Origin of the sequence: Streptomyces hainanensis, assembly GCF_004348415.1 — a bacterium.
GTDB classification, from domain to species: domain Bacteria; phylum Actinomycetota; class Actinomycetes; order Streptomycetales; family Streptomycetaceae; genus Streptomyces; species Streptomyces hainanensis.
On record NZ_SMKI01000095.1, the window covers coordinates 1 to 19,179 of the forward strand.

Consider the following 19,179-nt stretch of genomic DNA (forward strand, 5'->3'; position numbering starts at 1 on the left):
GCGAGCAGCCCGCCGGAGCCGCCGCTGTAGCCGACCACGTCGACCGGGCGGCCGAGGAGGCCGCCCGCGGCGGCCACCAGGCCGCCGAGCGGCGGCGCGGCCAGGCCGACCTGCGGCTCGCCGAGCTCCGCGAGAGCCACGCCGTCGCCGCCGCCGAGGCCGGGGACGAGCCGGCCGAGGCGCTGGCGGGCGCCGCCCTGGCCCTGGAGGGCGAGCTGGCCGCCGTCCGCGCCGAGGCGGCCGCCGAGCCCGCGGCCCGCCGGGCACTCGCCGAGGCCGAGGAGACCGAGGCCCGGCTGCGGGAGCGGCAGCGGGCCGCCGAACGCCGCGCCGCGGTCCGCGCCTCCCGGCACGCCGCGCTGACCACCGAACTCGCCGCCCTGCGCGCCGAGATCGACCAGGCCAGGTCCGGCGCGGCCACCGTCGCCGACCGCGTCGCCGCGCTGGGTGGCGAGGCCGGGGCGCTCGGCGCGGCCACCACGGCCGCCCGCCTCGCCGAGGAGACGGCCGACCGGCGCAAGCAGGCCGACGCCGGACTCGCCGACGCCGCCTACCGGGCCGGCTTCGACACCCCGCGCGCCGCCGCCGAGGCCGCCCTGCCCGCCACCGAGCGCGCCCTGCTGCGGCGCCGCGTCGACGCCCGGGAGGCCGAGCGCGCCGCCCTGGCCGCCGCGCTCGCGGACCCCGAGGCCCTCGCCGCCGCGGCCGAGCCGCCCGCCGATCCCGAGGCCGCCCGGGCCGCCCTGGCCGCCGCCACCGGCCGGCTGCGCGCCGCCTCGGCGACCGAGGCGGCCGCCCGCGCCCGGCGCGCCGAGCTCGACGCCCTCTCCACCACGGCCGCCGCCGACGCCACCGACCTCGCGCCGCTCCGTGCCGACTCCCACCGCGTCACCCGGCTCGCCGGCCTCACCGCCGGCACCTCACCGGAGAACGAGTACCGGATGCGCCTGGAGACCTATGTGCTCGCCGCCCGCCTCGAACAGGTCGCCGCCGTCGCCAGCACCCGCCTGCACCGCATGTCGGCCGGCCGCTACGCCCTCGTCCACACCGACGCCAGGGCGGCCCACCGCGCCCGCTCCGGCCTCGGCCTGCTCGTGATGGACGCCTGGACCGGCCGCACCAGGGACACCGCCACCCTCTCCGGCGGCGAGTCCTTCTTCGTGTCCCTCGCCCTCGCGCTCGGCCTCGCCGACGTCGTCGCCGAGGAGGCCGGCGGCCCCCGCCTCGACACCCTCTTCGTCGACGAGGGCTTCGGCAGCCTCGACGAGCAGTCGCTCGACGAGGTCCTCGACGTGCTCGACGGCCTGCGCGAGCACGACCGGAGCGTGGCCATCGTCAGCCACGTCCCCGACCTGCGCGGCCGCATCCCCGCCCAGCTCGAGGTCGTCAAGACCCGCCGGGGCTCCACCGTCCGCCACCACACCGGGTGACCGTCCGCCGGAAACCGGCCGACGGCGCGGCCCGCGAGGGCGGCTCCGCCCGTCGAGGCCCGGGGCCGGGGCGCGCCGAGCGCGCGCCCCGGCCCCCGGGGTCGCCTCAGAGCGTGGCCAGCTCCGCCGCCAGGTCGTCGAGGCCGAGCGACCCCAACGACAGGGCGGCCATGTGCCACTTCTTCGCGTCGAACGCCTCGCCGTGCGCCGCCCGCGCCGCCTCCCGGCCCCGCAGCCAGGCCCGCTCGCCGAGCTTGTAGCCGATGGCCTGCCCCGGCATGCCCAGATAGCGCACGAGTTCGCTCTCCACGAACTCCGCCGGCCGGCCGTTGTGCCGCCGCATGAACTCGAGGCCCAGCTCGGGCGTCCACCGCTCGCCCGGGTGGAACGGCGAGTCCGCCGGGATCTCCAGCTCCAGGTGCATGCCGATGTCGATGATCACCCGCACCGCCCGCATCATCTGGCAGTCCAGGTAGCCGAGCCGGCGCTCCGCGTTGCGCAGGAAGCCCAACTCGTCCATCAGCCGCTCCGCGTACAGCGCCCAGCCCTCGGCGTTGGCGCTGACCCCGCCCACGGTCGTCTGGTACCGCGACAGGTCCTCGGCGACGTGCGCCCACTGCGCCAGCTGGAGGTGGTGCCCGGGCACCCCCTCGTGGTACCAGGTGGACACCAGGCCGTAGACGGGGAACCGGGTCTCGCCCAGGGTCGGCAGCCAGGTGCGCCCGGGCCGGGTGAAGTCGAGCGAGGGCGACGTGTAGTAGGGCGCGGCGGCGCTGCCCGGCGGGGCGATCATCGACTCCACCCGCCTGACCCGCTCGGCCAGTTCGAAGTGGGTGCCGTCCAACGCCTCGATGGCCTCGTCCATCAGTTCCTGGAGCCAGACCCGCACCTCCTCGACGCCCTCGACGGCCTCGCCCGCCGTGTCCAGGTGGCTCAGCGCCTCCCAGGGGGTGGCGCCCGGCAGGATCTTCTCCGCCTCGGCCCGCATCTCCGCGTGCAGCCGGTGGAACTCGGCCCAGCCGTAGGCGTACGCCTCGTCCAGGTCGAGGTCGGTGCCGTTCCAGTAGCGCACCCAGCGGGCGTACCGCTCCCGGCCCACGACGTCGGGGGTGCCCTCGGCAGCCGGGGCGTAGCTGTCCCGCAGCCAATCCCGCAGCCGCGCGACGGCCTCGGTGGCCCCCTCCGCCGCCGCGTCGAGCTCGGCGCGCAGCGCGTCGGGGCCCTTGGCGACGAAGTCGGCGAACCAGCCGGCGTCGTCCGGGCCGCCGATCCACTCGCCGAGTTGCTCGACCACCGTGGCCACCTGCCGCGGGCCGGCGAACAGCGACCGCTCGACCCCCGCGGCCAGCGATTGCCGGTAGCTGTCCGCCGCGGCCGGCACGGCCCGCAGCCGCCTGGCCACCGTCGCCCAGTGCGCGTCCGTCTCGGTCGGCATGAGGTTGAAGACGTCCCGCGTCTCGTGGATCGGCGAGAAGAGGTTGCTCACCGCGCGCAGCGACTCGTCCGCGTCGTGCACCGCGAGCTCCGCGGTGAGCCGCTCGCGGAGCAGCCGCGCGCAGCGCCGTTCGGGGGCGGTGTCGGCGCCGGGCAGGGTCTCGGCGACGGCCAGCCGGTCCAGGGTGCGCCTGGCGAGTTCGGCGCGGGCCTCGTGGCCGGCGGGGGAGTAGTCCGGCAGGCGGTCCGCGCTCTCGGCGACGCCGAGGAAGGTGCCGGTGATCGGGTCGAGTTCGACGAGCGCGTCCACGTAGGCGTCGGCGACCCGACGGGGGAGCGAGGTGCTGGTGTCGGTGGTGTCAACTGGCATGCGCCCATCCTGGTATGCCGGAGGTGCGCTCGTCATCAGTGAACGGCCCCCTCGTTCCTGACACCCGCCGATCGGTCGGCCGCCCGGACCGCCGCCCGGAGCGTGGACCGCGGGTCAGCCGCGGGCTCTGGCCGGTGACGCGGCGGCCGTCGGCAGGGCGGTCAGCCGGGCCGACAGCACCAGCGCGTCCTCCTCGGGATGGCGTTCCACCGAGAGCCCGACGGCACGCATCACGGCCGCCATCCCGGGGTCGGCCGGCCGGCAGACCGCGTAGACCTCCTCCCGCTGTTCGCGGGAGGCCATCTCCACCAGGGCGCTGAGCAGCGAGGACCCGACCCCGCGCCGCTGCCAGGCGTCCTCCACCAGCAACGCGACCTCGGCCTCCGCGCCGTCCCACAGCAGGTGGCCGAGGCCCACCAGGCGGCCGGACACCGTTCTGGCGGCCAGCGCGCGGCCGTGCCGCGGGTCGAGCAGGTGGGGCAGGTAGTCGTCCGCCTCGTCCAGCGGGCCGTGGTAGCGCCCGGCCAGGGTGGCGGGCGTGCAGCGCCGGTGCAGGGCCAGTGCCGCCTCCAGGTCGACGGGCCCCGCGGCCCGCAGCAGGAACAGCTCGGTCATGTCAGGCGCCGACCCCCCGTCCCGGGGCGCGCCGCCCCCCGGCGCGGGCCGACGGCCATGGCCGTACCGCTGATCGTGTCCGTCCCCCCGTGGCCCCTGGCGCGGAATGCCGATCGGACCGCTCGGTACATCGGAGTCTGCCATGAAAGCACTGTCGTCCTCGGTTATTGCGTGATCACGAACGCCCTGTGACCGGACGGTAAAGGAGGCTTCCGGCGGAAATGTTCCCTTCGCTTCCGCCACACTGGCCACCCCCGGCACCGTGCCCGCCGGCCGGCCCGGCCGGCGACCGCGACCGCCGTCGCGGGCCGTTCGAGCCGCCCCTGGGAACCGTACTCCCGTGACTGGTCAACACCCCTGCCGGCGCACGGGATTGAGCCTCTTCCGACAGAAAACGTCGCGCCGCGCCCGGGTGTTCCCCATACCGGGACCCCGGCTTGAGGTGCCGCGGGGGGCTCGTGGTGGGATGGTCGGGTGGTAGAGGACCTCCGGACACAGGACGCCGCCCTGCGGGACTTCGAGACGCACCGGACCCTGCTCTTCGGGGTGGCCTACCGGATGCTCGGTGGGGTGAGCGACGCCGAGGACACCGTGCAGGAGGCCTGGCTGCGCTGGTCCGCGGCCGACCGGTCGGGCGTCGCGGAGCCGCGCGCCTACCTGGTGCGGATCGTCAGCCGGCTGGCGCTCGACCGGCTGCGTCAGCTCGCCGCCCGCCGCGAGTCCTACGTGGGGTCCTGGCTGCCCGAGCCGCTGCCCGCCGACCGGGCCACCGCCGACCTCTCGGCCGCCCCCGACGGCGCCGACCGCGCCGTGCTCGCCGACACCGTCTCCTACGCGGTGCTCATCGTCCTGGAATCGCTCTCGCCGCTGGAGCGGGCGGTGTTCGTCCTGCGCGAGGCGTTCGCCCTGCCCTTCGCGGAGATCGCCACCGCGCTCGACCGGGCGGAGCCGGCGGTCCGCCAACTCGCGGGCCGGGCCCGCCGCCACGTCGCCGAGGGCCGCCCCCGCTACCCGGTGGACGCGGGGGAGCGGCGCGACCTCACCGAGCGCTTCCTCGCCGCCGCGCTGGAGGGCGACATCGAGGGGCTGCTGTCCTTCCTGGCCCCGGACGTGGCGCTCACCACCGACACCGGCGGCAAGGCGAGGGGCCCCCGCCACGTCATCACCGGCTCCGACAAGGTGGGCCGCTTCCTGCACGGCATCGGTGGTCGCGCCCCGGCCCGACCCGGCTTCCACCTGGTCGAGTTCAACGGTGTGCCGGGGCTGCTGATCACCAGCGGGGGGCGCCCCTTCGGCGTCATCCTGCTGGAGAGCGAGGAGGGCGCGATCCGGCGGATCTTCCTCGTCGGCAACCCCGACAAGCTCGGCCACCTGGTGCCCGACTGACGGCGGAGGGCCCGCACCGCGGGCCCGGCGAGACCCCGCGGACACGGCCTAACGGCCGCCGGCGACGCGCAGGACCGCCCCCGTGGTGTACGACGCCTCGGGGGAGAGCAGCCAGGCCACCGCCGCGGCGATCTCCTCGGGGCGCCCGGTCCGGCCCAGCGGGGTGGCGCGGCCGATCCGCTCGGCGCGGCCGGGCTCGCCCATCGCCCTGTGCATGTCGGTGTCGACCGCCCCGGGCTGCACCGAGTTCACCCGCACCCCCTCGGGGCCCAGCTCCTTGGCGAGACCGAGCGTCAGCGTGTCCACCGCCGCCTTGGACGCCGCGTAGTGCACGTACTCCCCGGGGCTGCCCAGGGTGGCCGCGCCCGACGAGATGTTGACGATCGCGCCGCCGGCGCCGCCGTGCCGTCGCGACATCTCCCGGGCCGCGCGCCTGGCGCAGAGCATCGTCCCGATCAGGTTCACGTCCACCACCCGGCGCATCACCTCGGGCGAGGTCTCGGCGAAGTGCCCGAGCGGGCCGCTGACGGCGGCGTTGTTGACCAGACCGGTCACCTGGCCGAGCTCGCCGACGGCCGCGTCGAACAGGGCCTCCACGTCGCGCTCGACACTGACGTCGGCCCGGACCGCGAGCGCCCGCCGCCCGGCCGCCCGCACCCGGTCCGCGACCTCGCCGGCCGCGGCCTCGTCCCGGGCGAAGCCGATGGCCACGTCGTGCCCGTCCGCCGCGAGGCGCACCGCCACCGCCGCGCCGATGCCCCGTCCGCCACCGGTGACCACCGTGACCCGCCGTCGTTCCGCTTCCGATACCGCCACCCTCGGCTCCCTTCGCCGACCCGGGTTCAGGATGAACGATCATATATGAAGTCCGGCGGTCACAGAATGCCCCCCGCGTATTGGTCTTGACCAAGACTCGCCCCGGCTCTAGGGTCTATATACGCAACAACCTTTCATAATCATCGGGTTGTCGGCGTGACAGCCGCCGGCCCCGGTTCGGGGAACGCCCGTGGAGGCCAGGGTGGGGAGCATCCAGCTCGAACAGCAGTCTTCGGAGCCCAAGTACCGGCACCTCAAGACCGTGCTCACCGAGGCACTCGACACCGAGTTCTCCGTCGGTCAGGCACTGCCCAACGAGCGTGAGCTCGCCGCCCGCTTCGGCGTGGCCCGCGCCACCCTCCGTCAGGCCCTCGACCAGCTGGAGCTGGAGGGCCGGCTCCAGCGGCGCCGCGGCGTCGGCACCACCGTCGCCCCGCCCCGCGTCGGCGTCGACGTCAGCCCCCGCCGGCACACCTGGCCCGGCGCCCCCGGCGACTCCTGGGTCACCACCGACTGCGCCCCGGCCGTGCCGCCCACCGCCGTGGCCCGGATGCTCGACGCCCGGCCCGACGAGCCGGTCGAGGTCGTGCACCGCGTGCTGGTCACGCACGGCCAGTCCGTCGCGGCCGAGCAGCTCTACGTGCCGGCCGCGGTCCTCGTCACCCCGGGCGAGGCGGCGCCCGCCGGCCCGCCGGCCACCGGCCCCGAGCGCGGCCGCCACGTGCTGGCCAGGCTCCAGCGGCTGCGGCCGGACGGCCAGGACCGCTCCGTCGAGCTCGGCTCGGCCGGCGCCCCCGAGGCGCGCCGGCTCGACCAGCTGCCCGGCGCCCCGGTGCTGATCGTCACCACCCGCTACGCCGCCGCCGGCCGCACCGTCGCGGCCGCCGTCGCCACCTACCGGGCGGACACCTGCCGGCTGACGTTCGGCAACCAGGGCACCGTCTCGCTCAGCGCGAGCTGACGTCCTCCACCGCGAACAGCTCCTCCTCCACCCGGTCGAGCGCCACCCGCAGCGCCCCCGTGGCCACCGCGGTGCCGCCGAGCGCCGAGGCCACCACCCGCGGGGTCCGCAGGCAGTAGCGCGCCAGCTCCGTGCGCAGCGGCTGCACCATGCCGTCGAGCCCCGCCGCCCAGCCCCCGATCACCACCAGCTCGGGATCCAGCGCCAGCACCAGCGCCGTCACGTCGTGGGTCAGCCGCTCCACGAAGCGCCCCACCGCGTCCGCGGCCCGCGCGTCGCCCTCCGCCGCCCGCGCGAACACCGCCGCCACCGCCGGCTCGTCCAGCGGGTCGAGCGGCTCGCCCGAGGTGGAGAGCAGCCGCTCCGGCGTCACCTGCCGCCCCAGCAGGTGCAGCGCCCCGATCTCGCCGGCCGCCCCGCCGTGCCCCCGGTGCAGCCGGCCGCCGATCAGCGAACCGGCGCCCGGGCTCAGCCCGGCGAGCACCAGCACCACGTCGTCGGCACCGGCCGCCGCGCCGAGCCACCGCTCGGCGAGCACCGCCGCGTTGGCGTCGTTCTCCACCAGCACCTGACAGCCGAAGACGCTCCGCAGCCGCTCCCCGAGCCGCTCCGCGACCTCCCGCGCCGGCACCCCCGCGGGACCGGCCAGCCTCATCGCGACGCCGGTCACCCACACCCCGTCCCGCCACCGCAGGGCGGGACGAATCCCGGCAACCCCGAGCTCGCGCGCCGCCTCACGCAGCACAGACGAGATCACTTCCGGGGTCACGCCGACCAGCGTACGAGAAGCGCTCCACCCCTACGCGAGCCGTTTTGCCAGCTGGACAACCCCGGAACGGCCCTCCTCGCACAGCCGCCGCACCAGCATCACCAGCTCGGCCGGCTCGAAGGGCTTCGCCACCACCGCGTCGATCCCCTCCGGCAACTCCCGCTCACCGCCGACGCTGGCGCTGACCACCACCAGCGGAACGTGCCACGTCCGCGGATCGAGCCGCAGCCGATCGACCGTCCGCAGCCCGTCGAGCCGCGGCATCACCAGGTCCAACGTGATCACGTCGGGCCGGAACAGGTGCGCGACCTCCAGACACTGGGCGCCGTCGCACGCGGTCATGACCTCGAACCCGTCGAGCTCGAGGTTGACCCTGATCAACTGCCGGATGACCTGGCTGTCGTCGACGACGAGGACCCGACCGCAAGCGCCTGGCACACAGCCAGAGTAAGCGCGTACCACCCTCCCCGTCCGGCCTTTCGCCAACTTCTACCCGGGAGTAGCCCCACCCGCACCCACGTACGGAAACCGCGGTGCGGACCCCCCTCCCTGAGCTGGTACTGTTCTTCACGTCGCCCCCGTAGCTCAGGGGATAGAGCAACGGCCTCCGGAGCCGTGTGCGCAGGTTCGAATCCTGCCGGGGGCACCTCGCACGAGGTGCCAACAAGCCCCGCGACCAGCCGATTTGGTTGGTGCGGGGCTTTCGTGTGCCCGTCGGCGGCCGGGGCGGTGTCTCAGGCGCGGAGCGCCGCGGCGGCGTCCATCTCGTCGATGCCGAAGACGACCGTGCCGACCGGGGCGCCGCCGGCGGCCGCGTGGACGCGGGCCGCGGCGTCGGCGCCGAAGCCGCCGTACAGTTCGATCAGTCCGACCGACTCCCGCGCGGCGACCCGTTCCGCGGCTTCGATGTCGGGTACCGCCACCGTCGTGAACCGGGCCCCGCCGCCGTGCTCCCTGACGACCCGGTCGCGCTCGGGGTCGGCGCCCGGGACCAGCACCAGGAAGAGCTCCGACTGGACCTCGCCGGCCAACCAGGCAAGGTGGAAGCGGGAGATGGCGGCCAGCGACTCGCCGGCGTAGCCGATCGCGCCGACCGGGGCCCGGTCGCCGACCTCGGCGATCACCTTCGCGGTGCGGGTCGGCCCGAAGCCGCCGCACAGCTCGACCAGCGCGGCGCCCTCGTCGACCAGCCCGGCCACCACCGGCGCCGCCGTGTCCTCGTCCCGCACCGCGACGAGCGTCACCCGTCGCCCGCCGGCCTCGAACACGATCCGGTCCTTCTCGGGGTCGGCGTCCGGCTGCGGGTAGATCACGACCGACTGCAACATGGCGTTCGCTCCTCGGAGTTCGGGTGGGTTCATGCCGTTCGGAACACCAACGACGCTACGAGGGGCCGGTGATGACCGGCTGACGGTCTGCTTACGATCGCCGCATGCGATTCGGCGTGCTGGGGCCGCTGGCCGTCTGGACAGACACGGGGCAGGAAGTCGCCGTGCCGGGCGCCAAGGTGCGTGCCCTGCTGGCCGACCTGCTGGTCCACCACGGGCGCGCCGTGCCGGCGGAGACCCTGATCGAGGACCTCTGGGAGGGCACGCCGCCGGCGCAGGCCACCGGCGCGCTCCAGTCGAAGGTGGCACAGCTGAGGCGCTCCCTGGAGGACGCCGAGCCCGGCGCCCGCGCGCTGGTGGAGACCGCGCCGCACGGATACCGCCTGCGGGCCGAGCCGTCCCGGGTCGACGCGGCGGCCTTCGGGGCGCTCGTCGCCGACGCGCGTTACGAGGAGGCCCTCGCCCTGTGGCGCGGCCCCGCCTTCGCCGAGTACGCCGAGGTACCCTTCGCGCGAGCCGCGGCGGAACGCCTGGAGCAGCAGCGCGTCACGGCCTTCGAAGGGCTGGCGGAGCGGCGTTTCGCGCGCGGCGAGCACCGGGCGCTGGCCGACGAACTCCCGGCGCTGCTGGACGCCCACCCGCTGCGCGAACGCCTGCATGCCGTCCGGATCCGCGCGCTCTACCGGGACGGGCGGCAGGCCGAGGCACTGGAGGCGTACCGCGAGATCAGGAACCGGCTGGCCGAGGAGCTTGGCATGGACCCGGGGCCTGAGCTGGCCGCGCTCCAGCAGGCCGTCCTCCGGCAGGATCCGGCGCTGGCCGCGCCGGTGTCCCCCTCCTCCCACCTTCCCGTCCCGCTCAACGCGCTCGTCGGCCGGGACGAGGAGGTCGCCGGGATCCGGGCGCTGCTGCGGGGACACCGGCTGGTCACGCTGACCGGTTCGGCCGGCGTGGGCAAGACCCGGCTGGCCCTGGAGGTCGCCGCCGCCGAGGAGAACGCGTGGCTGGTCGAGCTGGCCGGCGTCGACGCCGTCGGGGCGAGGGAGAACGCCGCCGTTCTGGAGGAACGGATCGCCACGACCCTCGGGGTGCGGGGCACGCTGGCCCAAGCCCTGCGCGACCGCCGGCTGTTGCTGGTCCTGGACACCGTCGAGCACCTGGCCACGCCGGCGGCCAGGCTGGTCGTCGCGCTGTTGGGGAGTGCGCCCGGGCTGCGGATCCTGGCGACCGGGCGGCAGCCACTCGACGTGCCGGGAGAGCGGCTGTGGTCGGTGCCGGCGCTGGGGTGTGACGCGGCGGCGCGGCTCTTCCGGGAGCGGGTGTCGGACTCCGTGCCCGGCATCGCCACCGACGCGGACGCCGACGCGGAGGAGATCGCGGCGGTGTGCCGCAGGTTGGACGGGCTGCCGCTGGCGATCGAGCTGGCCGCCGCGCGGGTCCGCACGCTCGGCCTGCGCGAGTTGGCGGCCCGACTCGACGACCGCTTCCACCTGTTGGGATCGGGCGCCCGCACGCTGCGGGCCGCGTTCGACTGGAGCTGGGACCTGCTGGACGACCGTGAACGCGCGGTGCTGCGCCGCGTCTCGGTCTGTGCGGGCGGGTTCGATCTGGCCGCGGCGGAGGCCGTCGCCGCCGGTGCGGGGGTGGTGTCGGGCGAGATCGCGGGGACGGTGGCCGCCCTGGCCGACCGGTCGCTCCTCACTCCCGTGATGGACGGTGCCGGGTCGCGACGCTTCGGGCTGCTGGAGAGCGTCGCGGCCTACGCGCGCGAGCGTCTGGTCGAGGCGGGCGAGGCCGCCGCGTGCGCCCGGCGGCACGCCCGTCACTTCACGCGGCTGGCGGGGGAGGCCGACCGGGAACTGCGCGGCCCCGCGCAACGGGAGTGGCTGCACCGACTGGACGTCGAGACGGCGAACCTGCGTGCCGCGCTCGACTGGGCTCTGGAACGGGGCGACGGGGAACTCGCGCTGCGACAGTGCGGGTCACTCGGCTGGTACTGGTTTCTGCGCGGCCGGTACCGGGAGGCGCACCGTTCCTTCGGTCGGGCGCTCGCCGTCGCCGACGACCTCGCGGACGGGGCGCGGTCCGACGCCCTGGTGTGGCGCGCCGCCCTGGAGGCGTGGGAGCGCATGCCGTCCGAACCGGCGGAGCTCCCCGACGAGTTGTCTCCTCGCCAGCTCTGGCTCCTGGGCTTCGCCCGATCCGACAGTGGCGATCTCCCCGCCGCGATCGACCTGGTGAGCGGGGCGCTGGAACACTTCCGGCGGCTCGGGGATCGCTGGGGCACGGCGGCGGCGCTCGGCGTGCTCGGATCGGAATCCCTGCGGCTCGGGAAGCTCGATGTCGCGCGCCGCCAGAGCGAGGAGGGGCTGGCGCTCTCCCGCGAGGTGGGCGACCGCTGGGGCGAGTCGCGCGCCCTCCGCCTCCTGGGTGTGCTCGCGGAAGTGGACGGGGACTACGAGCACGCGGACCGGCTGCACGGGGCGGGCCTGGCCTCGGCCGAGGAGCTCCAGCTCTGGCCCGTCGTGGTGGAGGAGATCTCCCAACTGGGCAGGGTTGCCGCGCTCACCCGGGACTTCGGGCGAGCCGACGCCCTCTACGAGCGCGCGTTGCGGGTGGCGCGCGAACGGTCGTTCCACCACGGGGTCGTTCACGCGCGCGTCGGTCTGGGGGCCTCGGCACGCAGGCAGGGACGACTCGACGCCGCCGAGGAGCAGTTGCGCCAAGCCGAGCGGGCACACCGGGCGGACGGCTACCGTTCCGGCCTCGCGTACGTGCTGGCGGAGCTGGGCTTCGTCGCCGAACTGCGCGGTGACGCCGCCGAGGCCCGTGCCCGCCACGAGGAAAGCCTGGCGCTGGCTCGCGAAGCGGACGACCGGCGGGCGGTGGCGTTGGCGATTGAGGGGCTGGCCGGTGCGGCGTCCCTGGAAGGAGACGCCGACCAAGCCGCGCGGCTCCTCGCGGAGGCGTCCGCGATCAGGCCGCTGCCGCCGGCCGAGCGCGGCGATGTCGAGAGAATCGCGGCGCGCGTCGCGCGAAGCCGACGGTAGGTGGGGGCGGGGTGGCGGACTCGTAGGTGACGAGGGGTTCGAGGACCAGGGATCCGGCTAAATATTAATTCAATATTGGACGGACAGGCGTCCGCGGCTACTCTCCCCGGCAGTTCGAACTCAACGAGGAGTGGGCCGCATGAGAAGACGAACCATGCTCGGGGCAGCCGGACTTGTCGCGACGGTGCCGGGGGTCGTCGCGACCGCCGGGCAGGCCGCGGCGGCGGAGCGGGGGGACCGTCGCGGGCGTCGGGCGATCGACGCCGCGGTCATCGCGGAGGTGGCGCCGGAGGGGTACCAGGTCACCGGGCTCGCCATCGAGTACGACGGGATCGTCCATCCCGGTCGGGACGAGCTCGACCCGGACGCCTTCGAGGTCACGGCGACACTCTCCCGGCCGGGCGCCGAGCCGCGCACCGGCCCTCGGACGGTCGTCGCGGCCTACCCCAACGACGCGGCCGAGTTCACGGATCGGCCACGCCCCGGCAGGTGGGTGGTGCTCGAACTGGACGCGGCCGACGCGCTCGCGGCCAGCGCCTACAACGACGGGTTCACCCGCTACTACGACCTGTCGGGCGCCTACCGCGTCCGGCAGGGCGGGGGCACCCCGCTGACCAACTCCGGTGTGCGGAACCGGCTCGTCGACGACTACGCCGCGGCGACGTTCGAGGCCACGTCGGGTGCGACGGTGCCGTATCGGTTCTTCACCCCCACCCCAACCCCCGCGACGCGGCCCGGGCGGCGGTATCCGCTGGTGGTGAGCCTGCACGGCCACGGGGAGAGCGGGAACGACAACTTCAGCCAGCTCGCCGGCAACCAGATATCGGTGGCGTTCGCGGACCCGGCGCGGCAGCGCAGGCACCCGGCCTTCGTCCTGTCCCCGCAGGCGCCCCAGGGCGCGCCGGGAACCGGTGGGTGGTGGCGGAGCGATGTGCGGGCGGGCGTCCTGGAGTTGGTGCGGACGACCCTCGCGGGGAATCGGGCGATCGACCCGCGCCGGGTCTATCTGACCGGGCTCTCCATGGGGTCGTACGGTTCCTGGGCCCTGCTGCCCGAGCACCACGACCTCTTCGCCGCCGCCGTCCTCGTGTGCGGCGCCGGCGACGAGGCGGCGGCCGTCGGCTCCCTCGGGGAGTTCCCGATCTGGGCGCTGCACTCGGAGGACGACGCGGTCGTGCCCTACGACGTCCCGGGTTCCGACTACCGGATCTTCCGGGCGTTGGAGGCGGCCGGCCGGCCGACGACGTGGAGCGAGTGGGCCGGCAACGCGCCGGCGCGCGAGCAGAAGGCGTACGCCGACGACGCGCGCCGGCGCGCGGCCGCCACGGGAAGCAGGCACGTGTTCACCACCTTCCCCCCGGGCACCACCCCACTGTTCAGTCACGCGTCCTGGATCCCCACCTACACCAACGACGCCGTCATCGACTGGCTCCTCAACCAGTGACCAGAGCCGGCCCGACGTCCTGACCCGGGCCGGGGGCGCGGTAGCCCTCGGCCTGGAGGGTGAAAGCCGGGCGTACTCGCCTTCGGCGGCGAGGAGTTCCCCGTGGTACCCGTTCGGCTGTCCGGCCGGCGCACGGGACGACGATGGTGCGACACTATGATGACCGCCATGCCGCCAGCCGACGTCGGGTTTCTGCTGCTCGGCCCGCTGGAAGCGCACGTCGGGGGACGTGCTGTCGCCCTCACGGGCCGGCAGCGCCAACTGCTCGCCATCCTGCTGCTCGAGTCGAACCGGGTGGTCTCGGTGGACCGCCTGGCCGACGGGCTCTGGGGCGGGGACCAGCCAGCCAGCCCGGCCGCCCGAATCCGCGCCCTGGTCGCCGAGGTCCGCCGGGCCGCGGGCCACCCGGGGCTCATTCTCACGCGCAGCCCCGGCTACCTGCTCCCCACCCGCCAGGGGCAGACCGACGCCGACGACTTCGACCAGCTCGTCCGGCGGGCGGCGGAGGCGTCCGGGGGCGGGGATCTCGACGCCGCCGCCGAGTTGTACGGCGCGGCGCTCGCGCTGTGGCGCGGCGATCCGTTGGTGGACGTCCCCAACGCCCGCGCCCACGAGGTCGCCGGCCTGGTGGAACGACGGTGGTCGGCCCTGGCGGAGCAGGTCGACGTGCTGCTCGCCCGGGGCGATCACGAGCGGGTGGCGGCCGAACTCCCGGCCGCGATCGCCGAGGACCCGCTGCGGGAACGGTTCCGCGCCCAACTCATGCGCGCCCTGCACCAGGACGGCCGTCAGTCCGCCGCGCTGCGCGTGTACCACGACTACCGGGAGCGGCTGGCCGAGGAACTGGGGGCCGAGCCGAGCCGGGAGCTCCAACGGCTGCTGGCGTACGTCCAGGTGAGCGACCCCGACGTCCGCCGAAGGCCGGGCCCCCAGGCGTCGGCGCCGCGTCATCTGCCCCGGGACATCGGCCGACTCGTCGGCCGGGGCGAGGAGTCGGCCTGGCTCGACGAGCTGAGCGGCGGCGGTCTCGGCGTGCTCGTGGGGCCGGCCGGGGTGGGGAAGACGGCGCTGGCGGTGCACTGGGCGCACCGCGCCGCGCCGCTCTTCCCGGACGGCCAACTCTTCGTCGACATGCGGGGCTTCGCCCCCGGGCCGGCGATGTCCCCCGGCGAGGTGCTCGTCAGGCTGCTGCGCGCGCTGGGCGTCGCGGCCCCGTCCGTGCCCTCCGACCTCGACGAACAGATCGCGCTCTACCGGTCGTTGCTCGCCGGCCGTCGGGTGCTGATCCTGCTGGACAACGCGGCGGAGGCCGCGCACGTCCGGCCGCTGATCCCCGGGGAACCGGGCTGTCTGCTGCTGATCAGCAGCAGACACCAGCTCGGCGGCCTGGTGGCGCTCGACGGCGCCAGGCGCCACACGGTCGAGCCACTGAACCGCGCGGCCGCCGTCGAGTTGATCGCCCAGCGGGCCGGTGGGGGGCAGCTGGAGACCGAGCGTGGCGCCCTGGCGGAACTGGCCGCCATGGTCGGCGACCTGCCGCTGGCGCTGTGCGTGGCGGGGGCCCAGCTCTCCGAGCGGCCCGAGCGGGGCGTCGCGGAGTACGTCGCCGACCTCGCCAGACACGACCTGCTGGCACGGCTTCGGCTGCACGACGACGAGAGAACCTTCGTGCGCGCCGCCCTCGACCTCTCCTACCTGGCGCTCCCACCGGAGGCACGGCGGGTGTACCGGCTGCTCGGTCTCGTGCCGGGTCCCGACGTGAGCGTCGCCGCCGCCGCGGCGCTGGCCGGTGTCGCACTGCCCGAGGCCGAGAAGGCACTGGACGCCGCCGCCCAGGTCCATCTCGCCACGCGGACCCGGGACGGCCACTTCGGACTGCACGACCTGCTGCGGGAATTCGCCGCGCGGCTCTCCGGCGAGGCTGAGGAACCGGCCGCCCGCGAGGCGGCGTTCCGCGGGCTGCTCGACCACTACCTCTTCACCATGGCCGCCGCCAACCAGGTGATGGGCCCCTACCCGCAGTTCGTTCCCGACCGGTCCACCGCGCGGCAGCCGGTCTCCGCCTCGTTTCCCGACCCGGCCTCGGCGACGACCTGGGTGGAGGGCGAGTGGGACAACGTGGCCGCCGCCATCGCGCGTGCCGCCGCACATGGTCCCCACGACATGGCCTGGCAACTGGTCGCGGGGGCCCAGTCCTTCCTGATATACCGGCCCGCCGCCGAGTCGATGCGCGTCGCCGAACTCGGGGTCGCGGCGGCTCGACGGGCGGGCGACGCCTTCGGCCTGGCGGCGGCACAGGCGGTTCTGGAGGTCATGCACCGGCGCACCGGCCACATGCGGAACGCGGAACGGCACTCCCGCCGGGCGGCGCTCCTGGCCCGGCGTGCCGGATGGCCGGTGGGGGAGGCCAGGGCCCTGGTGGGCAGCGGGTCGGCGCAGAGTGCCCTCGGGCAACCGCGACGGGCCGTGCGGCACTACCAGCGGGCCCTCGCCATCTACTCGGGCACCGATGACCGGGCGGGAGCGGTCATCGGCATGTCGTACCTGGCGGCGGTCCAACGCAAGCTGGGACGGCTCGACGAGGCGGAGCGGGTGCTGCGTTCCCAGCTGGCCGTCGTCGCCGGCCTCGAAGCGGGGGCGGTGGAGACGCAGGCCCTGGCGACCATGGCCCTGGTCTGGCAGGACCGGGGCCAGCTCGATCAGGCGCTCCCCCTGCTCGACCGGGCGCGCGACGCCGCCCGCGCCACCCCCCGTCTCCACGGCGCACGCCTCGCGGAGGCGATCGTGGACGGGGTGTCCGGCCGGCTGGACACCGAGCGTGGCCAGTACCGGGACGCCGTCGACCACCTCACGCGGGCGGTGGACGGCGCGCGACGAGCAGAACTCCCCGGGGCCCAGGCCGACTTCCTGAACTGGAAGGCCACCGCCCTGCTGCGGCTCGGGGAGACCGAGTCGGCCCAGGCCCGCCTCGCGGACGCGCTCGAGATCCTGAGGGGAAGGGACAACTCGGTCGGCAACCTCGAGTCGCTCCTCGGGTTCGCGGAGGTGGCGCACCGCCGCGGCGATCACGACGACGCGCTCGACCGCGCCTCCCGAGCGCTCACCGAGGCGAGGCGAACCTGGCCCCTGTTCAGTGGCCAGGCACACCACCTGCTCGCCACCGTGCTGCTCGACCGCGGCGACCTCGACGGCTGCCTCGGCCACTGCGAGCGCGGGTTGGTCGTCTGCCGGCGAACGGGCCAGCACCTGATGCGTGGCCGTCTGCTGCTGGTGCGGGGGCGGGCCCGCCGGCGCCAGGGCGACGAGCGCGGGGCGCGCGCCGCCTGGCATGCGGCGCGGAGGGTGCTGGCGGAGATGCCGGTGCCGGAGCGCGCGGAGGTCGCCGCGCTGCTCGGCTAGGTCGGCCCTCCCGCGGCCTGCGCGGCGACCAGCTCCGGGTCCCGGTGGAGTATCCGCTGGTGGAGCGCCGTGAGGGCGTTGCCCGGCTCGTCGCCGAGCCGCTCGATCAGGCCACGACGGATGCGGCTGAAGCAGGCCAGGGCATCCCCCTGGCGGCCGCTTCGGTAGAGCGCCAGCATCAGCAGTTCGGCCACGGACTCGTCGAGCGGGTGTCGCTCCGCCAACTGCCGCAGGGCGGGTATCTCCTCGGTGTGGTGGCCGAGACGCAGCCGGATGGTGGCTCGGGCCTGGAGAGCGGCCCGCGACTCCTCCTCCAGGGTGGCGCGTGCCCTGGTGGCCCAGGCGGATCCCAGGTCCGACAGGGGGGTGCCGGCCCGCAGGGCAAGCGCCCGGTCGTACAGCGCGATGGCCCCGAGGTCGTCGTTCCGCCGGGCGCCGGTCCGGGCGCGGCTGACGAGGCGTCGGAAAAGGTGGAGGTCGACGGAGGACGGGTCGACGGCGAGCAGGTATCCGCCTCTACGCCGGATCAACGGCTGCCGGTATCCCGGTGCCAGGGCCAGGGCCAGGGTGCTTCGGAGGCGGTTGGCGCAGGTGTAGAGCGCGTCGCGCGGGTGCTGCGGGAGGTCGCCGTCCCAGAGCTGGTCGATCACGACGCCGTCGGGCAGGAACTCGTTCGGGTTCCAGGCCATCATCGCCAACAGCTGACGGGCTCTCTCGGAGGCGGGCGCGATGGCTCGCTTTCCGACGCGCAGTTGCACCGAGCCCAGCAAGCGGATGTTCACGGGATACCAGTCCAGTCCTTCGTCGTGCCGAAGGCCCACTCTGCCCAACTCCTGCATGGATTCCGCATGGCCGCCACCGGGCTGGTCAGGGGCCGTTCGCACGGTCCGGCCGCCTCGTCCACGCCACTCGTTCCGGTCGCTCGTCGGTCGCGGATCTGTCGCCTGAACGGGCAGGGCGCGGACGGAGTTCGGCGGTGAAAGCACAGCTCGACAGGGCTCGGTAACCTTCACGGCCGAGAACCGGCGGCAGACGCGGTGGGACCGCGCGGTTCGGATGGCGGCGGCCCTGGACCTAGGCTGATCAACGTTCGAACGGGACAACCAACGCTTATACAGGGGGAATTCACACTCATGTCAGTACACAAGCGTCGTTGGCGCTACGCGGTCGGCCCCGTCGCGGCCCTTGCCCTGACCCTTACCGCCTGCAACTCCGACGAGGAGGAGACCACCGGCGACGCCGGCGCGGCGCAGGAGCAGGAGCAGGACGGGGACGAGAGCCAGGCCGGCGGAGAGGACGAGACGGCGGAGGAGGGCGGCGCGGACGACGGCGCGGCCCCGGCGGACACGGGGGCCGACTCCGACGAGGAGCAGTCGGGGGACGACGGCGGCGCGACCACCGAGAGCGACATCATCACCCACGCGCTGGGCGAGCCCTCGGGCGAGCGGATGTTCCACGAGAACTCCTTCGGCGACATCTGGAACTTCGACGTCACGGTGGAGCAGGTCGAGGGGGGCGACTGGGACGCCCTGGCGGGCAGCGACCTCGTCGCCGAGGAGCACCCCGGTTTCGATCCCCTGTTCGTCCAGCTGTCCCTCACCAACACGAGCGGTGCGTACGAGGGTCCCGACCCGACCGGGGCCCTCCTGGTCCAGGCCGACGACGGCGGCCCGTTCGAGCCGGTGAACGCCGCTACGGCCGAGGGTTTGCCCGACTGGTGCGAATCCCCTGGGCCGGACACCGTGATGGACATCGCGGCGGACGAGACGCAGACCAGGTGCCAGGTGGTCCTGGTCGGCCATGGCGTCAACCTCACGTCCGTCGACTGGCTGCACTGGTCGGGCGCCGAGCGCTGGTTGCTCGGCTCCTGACCCGCGTGTGCATCGGCACCGGGCTCCGGCGGGAGTCCGGTGCCGATGCCCGTTTTACGATGGTGGGCATGTTCGCGCCCGCCCGTCTGCTCTGTCTCGCGCTCTTCGCGAGCTCGGCGTGGTGCGTCGACGACGGTCTCTGTCGTCGCTGAGCGGACTCCGCTCCCGCTCCCGCGGTTCTCCTCCGCTCCCCCTCCCCCGCTGTACGCACGTCCTGTGGAGACCCCTGTGACCACCACGTCGTCGCCGTCCGCCGCTCCTGCCCCCACCACCGTCGAACCCCGGCGGTGGGCCCCGCTCCTCTCC

At 74.9% G+C, this 19,179-nt stretch carries 13 protein-coding genes, 1 tRNA gene and 1 pseudogene; 8 read left to right on the plus strand and 7 right to left on the minus strand.

Translation table 11 applies throughout. The features are described from left to right. The coding region (locus E1283_RS11455) for an SbcC/MukB-like Walker B domain-containing protein (protein WP_279571249.1) at window positions 1-1,430 on the plus strand (1,430 nt) is incomplete at its 5' end. A gap of 106 nt (window positions 1,431-1,536) precedes the next feature. On the opposite strand, the gene E1283_RS11460 is transcribed toward E1283_RS11455, so the two are convergent. Continuing rightward, complete coding sequence (locus E1283_RS11460; protein ID WP_132817862.1) at window positions 1,537-3,234, minus strand: DUF885 domain-containing protein; 1,698 nt, start codon at window positions 3,232-3,234, stop codon at window positions 1,537-1,539. A 114-nt stretch (window positions 3,235-3,348) separates the two neighbouring features. After that, complete coding sequence (locus E1283_RS11465; protein WP_243744767.1) at window positions 3,349-3,849, minus strand: GNAT family N-acetyltransferase; 501 nt, start codon at window positions 3,847-3,849, stop codon at window positions 3,349-3,351. Window positions 3,850-4,323: 474 nt separating this feature from the next. On the opposite strand from E1283_RS11465, the gene sigJ reads away from it, so the two are divergent. Then, on the plus strand, window positions 4,324-5,235 hold the full coding sequence (gene sigJ, locus E1283_RS11470) for an RNA polymerase sigma factor SigJ (protein WP_243744768.1): 912 nt from the start codon (window positions 4,324-4,326) through the stop codon (window positions 5,233-5,235). Between the two features lie 48 nt (window positions 5,236-5,283). On the opposite strand, the gene E1283_RS11475 is transcribed toward sigJ, so the two are convergent. Further along, complete coding sequence (locus E1283_RS11475; protein ID WP_132817864.1) at window positions 5,284-6,051, minus strand: glucose 1-dehydrogenase; 768 nt, start codon at window positions 6,049-6,051, stop codon at window positions 5,284-5,286. A gap of 202 nt (window positions 6,052-6,253) precedes the next feature. Here E1283_RS11475 and E1283_RS11480 point away from each other — a divergent pair, with 202 nt between their 5' ends. Next, window positions 6,254-7,012, plus strand: coding sequence for a GntR family transcriptional regulator (locus E1283_RS11480; RefSeq protein WP_132817865.1), 759 nt, complete (start codon window positions 6,254-6,256; stop codon window positions 7,010-7,012). Here E1283_RS11480 and E1283_RS11485 read toward each other — a convergent pair. Next, window positions 6,999-7,763, minus strand: a pseudogene (locus E1283_RS11485) (ROK family protein); the annotation flags it as partial. The gene E1283_RS11480 and the pseudogene E1283_RS11485 sit on opposite strands and share 14 nt — an antisense overlap. A gap of 48 nt (window positions 7,764-7,811) precedes the next feature. Further along, entirely contained in the window at window positions 7,812-8,219 is a 408-nt protein-coding gene (locus E1283_RS11490) for a response regulator (protein ID WP_132817866.1), read from the minus strand. 136 nt (window positions 8,220-8,355) lie between these two features. On the opposite strand from E1283_RS11490, the gene E1283_RS11495 reads away from it, so the two are divergent. Then, a tRNA-Arg gene (locus E1283_RS11495) sits at window positions 8,356-8,427 on the plus strand. 88 nt (window positions 8,428-8,515) lie between these two features. Here E1283_RS11495 and E1283_RS11500 read toward each other — a convergent pair. Next, a complete protein-coding gene (locus E1283_RS11500; protein WP_132817867.1) occupies window positions 8,516-9,109 on the minus strand; it encodes a DUF6506 family protein in 594 nt (197 codons plus the stop codon). Between the two features lie 104 nt (window positions 9,110-9,213). On the opposite strand from E1283_RS11500, the gene E1283_RS11505 reads away from it, so the two are divergent. The 3 genes from E1283_RS11505 to E1283_RS11515 all read left to right on the plus strand — a co-directional run bounded on the left by E1283_RS11505 (window position 9,214) and on the right by E1283_RS11515 (window position 17,002). Next, window positions 9,214-12,159 (plus strand): ATP-binding protein, encoded by a 2,946-nt coding sequence (locus tag E1283_RS11505; protein ID WP_132817868.1) that lies wholly within the window; start codon window positions 9,214-9,216, stop codon window positions 12,157-12,159. Between the two features lie 139 nt (window positions 12,160-12,298). Then, on the plus strand, window positions 12,299-13,603 hold the full coding sequence (locus E1283_RS11510; RefSeq protein ID WP_132817869.1) for a PHB depolymerase family esterase: 1,305 nt from the start codon (window positions 12,299-12,301) through the stop codon (window positions 13,601-13,603). A gap of 168 nt (window positions 13,604-13,771) precedes the next feature. Further along, window positions 13,772-17,002, plus strand: coding sequence for an AfsR/SARP family transcriptional regulator (locus tag E1283_RS11515; RefSeq protein WP_165956089.1), 3,231 nt, complete (start codon window positions 13,772-13,774; stop codon window positions 17,000-17,002). Here the strand turns inward: E1283_RS11515 and E1283_RS11520 are convergent. Continuing rightward, the gene (locus E1283_RS11520; protein WP_243744770.1) at window positions 16,999-17,784 is read right to left on the minus strand and encodes an AfsR/SARP family transcriptional regulator; all 786 of its coding nucleotides are present in this window, start codon (window positions 17,782-17,784) and stop codon (window positions 16,999-17,001) included. The genes E1283_RS11515 and E1283_RS11520 overlap by 4 nt on opposite strands. Before the next feature lie 351 nt (window positions 17,785-18,135). Here E1283_RS11520 and E1283_RS11525 point away from each other — a divergent pair, with 351 nt between their 5' ends. After that, window positions 18,136-18,873 carry a hypothetical protein gene (locus tag E1283_RS11525; RefSeq protein WP_132817871.1) on the plus strand — a complete coding sequence of 246 codons (738 nt, stop codon included), beginning with the start codon at window positions 18,136-18,138 and terminating at the stop codon, window positions 18,871-18,873. Window positions 18,874-19,179: the final 306 nt, after the last annotated feature.